Source organism: Mycobacterium asiaticum (assembly GCF_001668675.1).
Taxonomy (GTDB): Bacteria; Actinomycetota; Actinomycetes; order Mycobacteriales; family Mycobacteriaceae; genus Mycobacterium; species Mycobacterium asiaticum_D.
The window spans coordinates 22,416-32,167 of the sequence record NZ_LZKQ01000040.1 but is presented as its reverse complement, the minus strand read 5'-3'; the positions used below and the strand labels follow the sequence as shown (position 1 = coordinate 32,167).

Genomic DNA, 9,752 nt, shown 5'->3' with positions numbered 1-9,752 from the left:
CCGCGCCCGGGGGCGCCCCCCCGCGCCCCCCCCCCCCCCCCGGGGGGGGGGGGGGCTTACGCGTCTGCTCGGCACGGGGCCGCGCCCGGACGCACTAGCCCGCATTAGGCTGCGGCGGTGCGGTTTTTCTACGACACCGAGTTCATCGAGGACGGCCGCACCATCGAGCTCATCTCGATCGGCGTGGTCGCCGAGGACGGTCGCGAGTACTACGCCGTCTCCACCGAATTCGACCCGGAGCGCGCCGGCAGCTGGGTCCGCGCCAATGTGCTGCCCAAGCTGCCGCCGCCGGCCTCCCAACTCTGGCGATCGCGCCGTCGCATCCGCGACGACCTGGAAGAGTTCCTGGGCGTAACGGGCTCCGAGCCGATCGAGCTGTGGGCCTGGGTCGGGGCCTACGACCACGTGGCGTTATGCCAACTGTGGGGGACCATGCCCGACCTGCCCCGGGCCATACCCCGGTTCACCAGGGAGTTGCGGCAGTTGTGGGAGGAGCGGGGATCCCCGCGGCTGCCGCCGCGGTCACGGGACGTGCACGATGCGCTCGTCGATGCGCGCGATCAGCTCAACCGCTTTCGGATCATCACCGGCCAGGACGGGTCCGAACCCCGTTCTCCCTGATCAGCCGACGATCCAGCACAGTTACCATGGACCGATGAACTGGACCGTCGACATCCCGATCGACCAGCTGCCGCCGCTGCCGCCGTTGCCGGCAGATCTGCGCGCACGACTGGACGCCGCGCTGGCCAAGCCGGCCGTCCAGCAACCCAGCTGGCCCGAAGACCAGGCGACGGCGATGCGCACCGTGCTGGAGAGTGTGCCGCCGGTGACCGTGCCCTCCGAGATCGTCCGGCTGCAGGAGCAGCTGGCCGAGGTCGCGCGCGGCGAGGCCTTCCTGCTGCAGGGCGGCGACTGTGCCGAGACCTTCACCGACAACACCGAGCCGCACATCCGGGGGAACATCCGCACCCTGCTGCAGATGGCGGTCGTGCTCACCTACGGCGCGAGCATGCCGGTGGTGAAGGTGGCCCGCATCGCCGGGCAGTACGCCAAGCCCCGGTCGTCGGACATCGACGCGCTCGGCCTGAAGTCCTACCGCGGCGACATGATCAACGGCTTCGCCCCCGACTCGGCGGCGCGGGAACACGACCCGTCGCGGCTGGTGCGTGCCTACGCCAATGCCAGCGCGGCGATGAACCTGGTGCGCGCGCTCACCTCGTCGGGCTTCTCCTCGCTGCATCTGGCGCACGACTGGAACCGCGAGTTCGTCCGTACCTCGCCCGCCGGAGCCCGGTATGAGGCGCTGGCTTCCGAGATCGACCGCGCGCTGCGGTTCATGAGCGCCTGCGGTGTGGCCGACCGCAACCTGCAGACCGCCGAGATCTACGCCAGCCACGAAGCTTTGGTGCTCGACTACGAGCGGGCCATGCTGCGGTTGTCCGAGGTCGAGAACGGCGAGCCGCAGCTCTACGACCTGTCGGCGCACACCGTGTGGATCGGCGAGCGCACCCGCCAACTCGACGGCGCGCATGTTGCGTTCGCCGAGGTAATCGCCAACCCGATCGGCGTCAAGATCGGCCCGACGATGACGCCGGAACTGGCCGTCGAGTACGTCGAGCGGCTCGACCCGCACAACAAGCCGGGCCGGCTGACCCTGGTGAGCAGGCTGGGCAACAACAAGGTGCGCGACGTGCTGCCGCCGATCATCGAGAAGGTTCAGGCCGCCGGCCACCAGGTGATCTGGCAGTGCGACCCGATGCACGGCAACACCCACGAGTCCTCGACGGGCTACAAGACGCGGCACTTCGACCGGATCGTCGACGAGGTGCAGGGCTTCTTCGAGGTGCACCGCGCGCTGGGCACCCACCCGGGCGGGATCCACGTCGAGATCACCGGTGAGAACGTCACCGAGTGCCTCGGTGGAGCGCAGGACATCTCCGACACCGACCTGTCCGGTCGGTACGAGACGGCCTGCGACCCGCGGCTGAACACACAGCAGTCGCTGGAGCTGGCCTTCCTGGTCGCGGAGATGCTGCGCGACTAAGGGGCGCGCGCTGCGGAAGGGGCGTCTGCTCGCGCCAGCTAACGCAACAAGGCGCTCAGGTGCACGCCCACGGTCCACCCAGCCGTCGCGACCAGTCCGGTCAGGGTCAGCACCACCGCCATCCACACCAGCATCAAGCGCCGGCGGTGCTGTCGCTCCCACCTGAAGTCCTCGATCGGGATGCCGGCGAACTCCTCTGAGTCGTCGCCGTATTCGTCTGCGCCAGAGTCGAATTCAGGGTCGGATCCGTAGTCGTACCCCGAATCGGCTGCATGATCACGCTCAGCCGGCGGCACCTGCTGCGGCCAGTCGCCCGGTTCGCGGGTGAACTGCCGGGTCGGGCGATGCACCGGCGGCGGGCCCGGGTTCGGCCGCTCGGCCACGCGGCTGCGCTGCAGCGCCGCGGACCGGTGCTGTGCCGAATTGCGCGGCGCCGGCACCCGAAAGTCCGGCAACCCCAGCTCCTCGACGATCGCCGCCACGTCGGCGGCCATCTCGATCGCGTCGGCATACCGTTCGGCGGGGTCCCGAGCAGTCGCGCACGCCACGAAATCGTCGAATTGCGGTGGCACACCTTCGATTACCGCACTCGGCGGGGGCACATCGTTATCCATCCGCTGATAGGCGATCGACAACGCCGAGTCACCGGTGAACGGGGTTTGACCGGTCAGCAGCTCGTAGGTCAGTATCCCGGCCGAGTACACGTCGCTGCGGGGCCCGGCGTTGCCGTCGCGGACCTGCTCGGGCGAGAGGTAGGCGGCGGTGCCCAAAATGACACTGGCGGAAGTGATTCCGGCCCCGGCGACCGCCCGGACCAACCCGAAGTCGGCGATCTTGACCTCGCCGCCGTCGGAGATCAGGACGTTCTCCGGTTTGATGTCGCGGTGCACCAGCCCGGCCCGATGCGCCTCGGCCAACCCGCCCAGCACCGGCCGCAGCACCGCGGCCACCGCATGCGGCGGCATCGGCCCCCGCTCGATCAGCAGCTCGCGCAGGGTGCCGCCCTCGACGAGCTCCATCACCAGAAACGGGTGCCGGCCGTCGTGGCCCTGGTCGTAGACCGCCACCACGTTCGGATTCTTCAGCCGCGCCACCGCGCGCGCCTCGAGCTGAAACCGGGTCAGGAACTGTTGGTCACCCGCATAGCGCGCGTCCATCACCTTCAGGGCGACGGGGCGGTCCAGCCGGGTGTCAACCCCGCGGTAGACGGTCGAGGTGCCGCCGCTGGCGATCTTGGCCTGGACGAGATAGCGGCCATCCAGCAGCGTGCTGGCGCGCAGGTCTCCCGTCTCAACCACGGAGGCCATCGTAGGTGTGCGCCGCAATTTCATGGGGAAACGTCGCCAAAACGCGCAGACTTGGCCGCCTGGCAAGTTCTAGACTGAACGCCGTGGGCAGCATTCCGGCCGGCGACGATGTTCTGGATCCTGACGAGCCAACCTACGACCTGACCCGGGTCGCTGAACTGCTCGGCATACCGGTGAGCAAGGTGCAGCAGCAGTTGCGCGAAGGCCACCTGGTTGCGGTGCGCCGCAACGGCGGGGTGGTGGTGCCGCAGGTCTTCTTCACCAACTCCGGCCAGGTCGTGAAGAGCCTGCCGGGGTTGTTGACGATCCTGCACGACGGCGGCTACCACGACACCGAGATCGTGCGCTGGCTGTTCACCCCGGACCCGTCGCTCACGGTTACCCGCGACGGCTCCCGTGACGCCCTGAGCAATGCCCGCCCGGTCGACGCCCTGCATGCCCATCAGGCTCGCGAGGTGGTGCGGCGCGCCCAGGCTATGGCGTACTAGCCGGCTGCTCCTCGGCCCGCACCACCGGCTCGTCCTGGCGGTACAGCGAATACCATGCCAGCACCGCGAACGCGGTCGCCAATCCCACGTGCAGCCAGGAATACATGCCGTGCGACCCGTCGGGCTTGAAGATCACCATGATCCACGTCGAGATTCCGGCGACGGCGGCCATTGCCCGGCGTGACTGCGCCAGCGGGGCGAGCACGGCCAGCGGCCACGAGTAGTACCAGGGCAGCGCCGCCGGCACGAAGAGCACCACGATCAGCATCACGCCGGCGATGCCGGTCAGCGCCTCCCGGTCGTCGTGGCGGAAACGCCACCACAACACCGGCAGTGATACCGCGATGATCAAAATCCCGATCAGCCGGGCGATCCGCAGCACGGCATAGAACTGAACAGCGAACAACCCGCTGCCGAAGAAGTGCACCAGGTTCGCCACCGCCGTCGGCACGGTCAACCAGTTGATGATCTTCACCGAGCCCGCCAGGGCGGTCATCCAGCCCAGGCCCACACCCGCGATCAGGGACAGCACCGCGAAGCCCGCGACACAGATCGCCAGCGACGACAGGGCGGCCACCACGAAAGCCCGCACCGGATGCCAGTTTCGGTCCTCGCGCAGGTGACGCATCCATACCCAGAACATGAACGGCAACGCCAGCCCGGCGGTGGCTTTGACCGCGATCCCGACGGTGAGCAACGCGATGCCGAGGACATGGCGGCGTTGCAGGGTCAGCGCGATGCCGGCGGCCATCAGGCCGACCATCAGCATTTCGTTGTGCACCCCACCCATCAGGTGGATCAACACCAGGGGGTTGAGCACGCAGATCCACAACGCCTTGGCGCCGTCGCTGCCGACATGATGCGCCAGCCGGGGAGCGGCCCAGATCAGCAGCACCAGCCCGGGCAGCATGCACAGCCGCAACAGCATGGTGCCCGCCACGACGTTGTTGCCGACCAGCATCGTCACCAGCTTGGCCACCAGGATGAACGCCGGCCCGTACGGGGCGGTGGTGATCGTCCAGATCGGGCTGACGTCGTCCAGCAACGGATTCGGGTTACCGACCGGCCCCACCGCGTAGGGGTCCAGGCCGTCGCGCAGCAGCGCGCCCTGGGCGAGATAGGAATAGGTGTCGCGGCTGAACACCGGCACTGACAGCAGCAACGGCGCCAGCCAGAACGCGGTGGTGGCCCGCATGGTGAATTCGCTGGTCTGTCCCGCCAGCGCGCGCCGACCCAGTCGCAACCACGCGACGATCACCAGGACCACGCCCAGCCACAGCAGGATCGACGACAACACCAACCCGTGGCCGAACCGCAGCCAGGACATGTGGATCGACTCCAGCAACGGATCGTGCAGGCGGGTGCTGCCCGCACCCAGTCCGCCGGCGGTGATCAGCACCGACCCCAGGAAACCCTGCCGCGCCGGTGCCGCCTCGGGCGTGGTGATGAACGTCCGCAACCGCGAAATGCCTTGCGTCAGAAGGGTCGTCATCGGCTCAGGCGGACCGGTCGGTGGCAAGGTGGGCCAGGTCTGACAGGCCGGCCTTGGCCGTCGCGCTGACCGGTGCGGAAGCCAGGGTGGCCAGCGCCCGCTCGGTGAGTTCGGTGATCCGGTTCTCCGCCGCCGCCAGCGCACCCACCCCTTCGATCACGTCGCGCAGTTCGCGTACCTGCTCCTCGCTGAGGTCGGTCCCGACCGAAGTCCGTAATAGGTTGGCCGCCAACGGGTCTGACTCCTCGGCCAATTGGATGGCCTCGGCCAGCAGCACCGTGCGCTTGCCGGACCGCAGGTCGTCGCCGGACGGCTTGCCCGTGACCGCCGGGTCCCCGAACACGCCCAGGACGTCGTCACGCAGCTGGAACGCCACCCCGAGATCGGTCCCGAACTGTCCGAAGATCGACAACACGTCGGGCCGGTCCGCCGCGGCGGCGACACCCAGCTGCAGCGGCCGCAACACCGTGTAGCAGGCGGTCTTGTAAGTGGCGACGGTCATCGCCGACGCGACCGACTCCGCGGCCGAGGCCGGCACCGAGACCTCGGCCAGGATGTCCAGATACTGACCGCCCAGCACCTCGGTGCGGATGTCCGACCACACCGGCTCCACCCGCGCACGGGCATCGGCGGACATCCGGACGCGGGCGATGATGTCGTTGGCCCAGGCGTGCGCGATGTCGCCGAGCAGGATCGCCGCCGACATGCCGAACTGGTCGGAGGCGCCGCGCCAACCGCGTTCGGCGTGCAGGGCCGCGAAGTGCACGTGCGCGGTCGGCCGGCCACGGCGGGTCGCCGAGGCGTCGATGACGTCGTCGTGCACCAGGGCGAATGCGTGCAGCAGTTCCAGCGCGCCGAACAGCAGCAGCGAATCGGGGCCGGGCGCCTGCGGGGCGACGGCGTCCCATCCCCAGTAGGCGAACACCGGCCGCAACCGCTTACCGCCGCTGAGCACGAAATCCTCCAGCCAGGCGGTCAGCGCCTCGTATTCGGTGCCCAGATACGCCGACTCGCCGCGCCGGTCGCGCAGGTACCGTCGCAGTTGATCGGTGACGGCGCCGGCCACCTCGTCGGTCGATGGTGCCGATGCTTGCAGGCTCAGCGCGGCGCCCCTTTCTCCCTGGGCAGGTCTCTGGCCCGACAGTGTATGCCGCGCCCTGACCTGCCGCCCCTATGCTGTCGTGGTGGCCCGCGTCGACGGTCGGCCGGGCTCAGCACGGGGGGATTTGCGCGGCGTGGCGCGTCAGAATGCAGGCCGGCAGGGAAGAGGAACTGGGTGACGCTCAACACCATCGCGCTGGAGCTGGTGCCGCCGAACGTGGCCGGGGGTTTCGAGAAGGCAGCGGACGACGCGGCCAAAGTGGTGCGGTACTCCGCGGAGTTCGGCCTGGACGGGCGCATCCGGCACGTGATGATCCCGGGCATGATCGCCGAGGACGACGATCGCCCGATAACGATGCAGCCCAAGCTGGACGTGCTGGACTTCTGGTCGATCATCCGTCCGCAACTGCCCGGGATCAACGGCCTGTGCACCCAAGTCACCGCCTTCATGGACGAAGCCACCCTGGGCGAGCGGCTGGCCAAACTGACCGCAGCCGGGATGGAGGGCGTGGTCTTCGTCGGGGTGCCGCGCACCATGAACGACGGCGAAGGCTCCGGTGTCGCGCCCACCGACGCGCTGTCCATCTACCGCGACGCGGTGGCCAACCGTGGCGTGATCCTCATTCCCACCCGGGAGGGCGAACAGGGCCGGTTCGACTTCAAATGCAACCAGGGCGCCACCTACGGCATGACGCAACTGCTGTACTCCGATGCCATCGTGGGCTTTCTCGCCGACTTCGCCAAGAGCACCGATCACCGGCCCGAGATCCTGCTTTCGTTCGGCTTCGTCCCGAAGATGGAGGCCCGGGTCGGTCTGATCAACTGGCTGATCCAGGACCCTGGCAATGCGGTGGTCGCCGAGGAACAGGAGTTCGTCAGGAAGCTGGCTGCCAGCGAGCCGCCGGAAAAGCGGCGGATGCTGGTCGACCTGTACCAGCGCGTGGTGGACGGGGTGGCTGAGCTGGGATTCCCGTTGAGCATCCATTTCGAGGCGACCTACGGCGTCTCCGGGCCGGCGTTCGAGACGTTCGCCGAGATGCTCGCCTACTGGGCGCCCGACAAGCCGGCCTAGCCGGACGACTGGTCGGTCGGCGCGGTGAACCGCGGCGAGCGGTCCCGGCTCGCCCAGGCCAGCATCGCCACCACGCCGGCGGCGGCGAATGATGCGATGCCCAGCCAGATGCCCGCCCCGGTGAATGACCGGGTGTTGGGATCGGTGTAGCGAGCCTGGGCGGTCATCGTGCTCACCACGCCCGGCTTCAGCTTCCACTGCACGACCTCGGGCTCGATGCGGTCCCCATTCGTGGAGGTGACCGTGCCCGGGAACGCGATGGTCAGCTCGATCTCGGCTTCGGGGTCGGTGAGCGAGGTCAGGTCGGCGCGACCTTCCAGGATCACCATGTTGCCGTTGCGGCGCAGCGAGAGATTGACCCCGGACGCATCGGGGTTCATATGCGCCAGCTGCGGCAGCTCGGCGAAGGTCAGATCGGAGAAGACGGCCTGTGAGCCCACGTAGCCGTCGCTGTCGTAGTTCGACACCGCGACCTTCTGACTGAAGGGCAGGTTGGTGTCGAGCTGCGGCCCGGTGTCCCGATTGCTCTTGGGTTTCGCCGCCGCGATGATCTCGCCGGACACCAGGTCGTCGGGCGAGATGGTCAGCGAAGCCCGCACCCGCAGGCAGCCGCTAGCCAGCGGTACCACCAACAAAAGCATCAGGATCGCCAGGACCCGGCGGCTCCGTCGCGCGGAAACCGTCCGGGCTGATTGCGTGGGAGAGCTGGCGCGCACCAGGTCATCGTGCCAGACCCGGCGCGCGGATCCGGTGAGCCGCCCGGTCACAGCGGCAACGCGCGGCCCAGAATCGCGAAAGCCCGCGGGTCCCCAGCGAAGTAGTAGCCGCGGATCACGTCGGTGAAGCCCAGCCGCCGGTACAGCCGCCACGCCCGGTTGGCCTCGCCATTGTTCTCCGGGGTGGACAGCAGCACATTGTCTTCCTGACGGCCCCCGAGCAGCCGCCGGGCCAGGCCCTCGCCGAGCCCACGGCCCTGCGCCCGCGGGTGGATGTGCAGCTCGGTGAGCTCGAAGTAGCTGGTCATCAGCCGATCGATCGCGTGCTGCGGGAAACCGCTGCGCTGCAGGCCCAGGACGACCTGCTGCTGCCACCACTGGCCGGGTGCGCCCGGGTACCCATAGGCGACGCCGACGAGCGGGGCGTTGCTCAACTCCGCGGCCGACGGCGGCTGGCCGCCCGCGCCGGCATCGTCGGTCGCCACTTCGACGGCGGCGACCGCCTGCCAGCCGGGCCGGCGGGTGTGCTCGAGCCACATGCTGGCGCGCTGATTCTCGGTGCCCTTGGGGTAACGCATGGCGTCGACGTACACGCCCAGCGCTTCACCGAGGCGGCGCTGCATCTCGTTCGCCGGGAAATCGATGAGGAAAGTCGCCAAACGCGCTGTCCTCCTCGGGTAGGCAAACGGCGCCCGGTCGAAGTCGGGCACGTTCCAGTATCGGGTGTGGCCCTCGCGCCGCGACGGCCGGTCGTGTCGCGGCCCGGCACTGCTCGCCGACGCAGCCGAGATAGAATCGCCTGCGAATCAGTGGTACGGCGCAGATGGACCTCGTATCATTGGTATTAATTGCTCTACAACGGGCATCCGCGTGCTATCAGTGGCTACGGGACAGTGTTTCGGCAAGGAGGGACGAATGCCACTCTCCGATCATGAGCAGCGAATGCTCGATCAGATCGAGAGCGCTCTCTATGCCGAGGATCCGAAGTTCGCCTCGAGCGTACGTGGCGGCGGTTTCCGCGCGCCCACCGCGCGACGCCGACTGCAGGGCACCGCGCTGTTCGTCGTCGGCTTGGCAATGCTGGTCTCCGGGGTCGCCTTCAAAGCCACCATGATCGGAACCTTCCCGATCCTGAGCGTGCTCGGTTTCGTCGTGATGTTCGGTGGCGTGGTGTACGCCGTCACCGGTCGCCGGCTGTCCGGCCGCCCGGACACCGGAACCACCGCGAGCCCGTCGCGCCCGCGCCGGTCCAAGGGCCCGGGTGGAACGTTCACCAGCCGCATGGAAGACCGGTTCCGTCGGCGCTTCGACGAATAACCCTTTCTGATACGCGAATAACGGGGTAGCTCAACGGCTGCCCCGTTTTGCTTTGTCAGTGCAGGCCGACGAATGCTCGGGCAATCAGCGTTGCAGGCTCAGCCCGCAAAACACGCGCGCCGGGCCCCGGTTAGCCAACTCGTGGCGCATTCGTAGCGCACTTGTGTCCATCGCTCCCCACCGCGCCCCACCCCGCCTCCATCGCCTGAAATAGG

10 protein-coding genes are annotated in these 9,752 nt (G+C 68.5%); 5 read left to right on the top strand and 5 right to left on the bottom strand.

What is annotated here, in order from left to right; all coding sequences use genetic code 11:
• Positions 1-117: 117 nt before the first annotated feature.
• Both A9X01_RS03595 and A9X01_RS03590 read left to right on the top strand, forming a co-directional pair.
• Positions 118-621 (top strand): polyadenylate-specific 3'-exoribonuclease AS, encoded by a 504-nt coding sequence (locus tag A9X01_RS03595; RefSeq protein WP_065119319.1) that lies wholly within the window; start codon positions 118-120, stop codon positions 619-621.
• Positions 622-655: 34 nt separating this feature from the next.
• Positions 656-2,044, top strand: coding sequence for a class II 3-deoxy-7-phosphoheptulonate synthase (locus A9X01_RS03590; protein ID WP_065119318.1), 1,389 nt, complete (start codon positions 656-658; stop codon positions 2,042-2,044).
• Between the two features lie 38 nt (positions 2,045-2,082).
• Here the strand turns inward: A9X01_RS03590 and A9X01_RS03585 are convergent, their stop codons facing one another.
• Complete coding sequence (locus A9X01_RS03585; RefSeq protein WP_253848910.1) at positions 2,083-3,342, bottom strand: protein kinase domain-containing protein; 1,260 nt, start codon at positions 3,340-3,342, stop codon at positions 2,083-2,085.
• A gap of 92 nt (positions 3,343-3,434) precedes the next feature.
• Between A9X01_RS03585 and A9X01_RS03580 the strand changes: the two genes are divergently transcribed.
• A complete protein-coding gene (locus tag A9X01_RS03580; protein WP_065037469.1) occupies positions 3,435-3,839 on the top strand; it encodes an Rv2175c family DNA-binding protein in 405 nt (134 codons plus the stop codon).
• Here A9X01_RS03580 and A9X01_RS03575 read toward each other — a convergent pair.
• The gene (locus A9X01_RS03575) at positions 3,826-5,331 is read right to left on the bottom strand and encodes an alpha-(1->6)-mannopyranosyltransferase A (RefSeq protein ID WP_065119316.1); all 1,506 of its coding nucleotides are present in this window, start codon (positions 5,329-5,331) and stop codon (positions 3,826-3,828) included. The two genes, A9X01_RS03580 and A9X01_RS03575, sit on opposite strands and share 14 nt — an antisense overlap.
• Before the next feature lie 4 nt (positions 5,332-5,335).
• Entirely contained in the window at positions 5,336-6,397 is a 1,062-nt protein-coding gene (gene idsA2, locus A9X01_RS03570) for a bifunctional (2E,6E)-farnesyl/geranyl diphosphate synthase (RefSeq protein ID WP_065119315.1), read from the bottom strand.
• 210 nt (positions 6,398-6,607) lie between these two features.
• Between idsA2 and A9X01_RS03565 the strand changes: the two genes are divergently transcribed.
• On the top strand, positions 6,608-7,504 hold the full coding sequence (locus tag A9X01_RS03565; RefSeq protein WP_065119314.1) for a mycobacterial-type methylenetetrahydrofolate reductase: 897 nt from the start codon (positions 6,608-6,610) through the stop codon (positions 7,502-7,504).
• On the opposite strand, the gene lppM is transcribed toward A9X01_RS03565, so the two are convergent.
• Positions 7,501-8,145, bottom strand: a complete 645-nt coding sequence (lppM, locus tag A9X01_RS03560) for a lipoprotein LppM (protein ID WP_065119323.1) — start codon at positions 8,143-8,145, stop codon at positions 7,501-7,503. The genes A9X01_RS03565 and lppM overlap by 4 nt on opposite strands.
• 122 nt (positions 8,146-8,267) lie before the next feature.
• On the bottom strand, positions 8,268-8,879 hold the full coding sequence (locus A9X01_RS03555) for a GNAT family N-acetyltransferase (protein ID WP_065119313.1): 612 nt from the start codon (positions 8,877-8,879) through the stop codon (positions 8,268-8,270).
• Positions 8,880-9,135: 256 nt separating this feature from the next.
• Between A9X01_RS03555 and A9X01_RS03550 the strand changes: the two genes are divergently transcribed.
• On the top strand, positions 9,136-9,537 hold the full coding sequence (locus A9X01_RS03550; protein ID WP_065119312.1) for an SCO2097 family morphological protein: 402 nt from the start codon (positions 9,136-9,138) through the stop codon (positions 9,535-9,537).
• Positions 9,538-9,752 lie beyond the last annotated feature (215 nt).

What these genes read in the sequence shown, in the direction of transcription:
- A9X01_RS03590 (WP_065119318.1), top strand. Translation starts at nt 656, where the DNA reads ATGAACTGGACCGTCGACATCCCGATCGACCAGCTGCCGCCGCTGCCG.
- A9X01_RS03575 (WP_065119316.1), bottom strand. Translation starts at nt 5,331, where the DNA reads ATGACGACCCTTCTGACGCAAGGCATTTCGCGGTTGCGGACGTTCATC.
- lppM (WP_065119323.1), bottom strand. Translation starts at nt 8,145, where the DNA reads ATGCTTTTGTTGGTGGTACCGCTGGCTAGCGGCTGCCTGCGGGTGCGG.
- A9X01_RS03550 (WP_065119312.1), top strand. Translation starts at nt 9,136, where the DNA reads ATGCCACTCTCCGATCATGAGCAGCGAATGCTCGATCAGATCGAGAGC.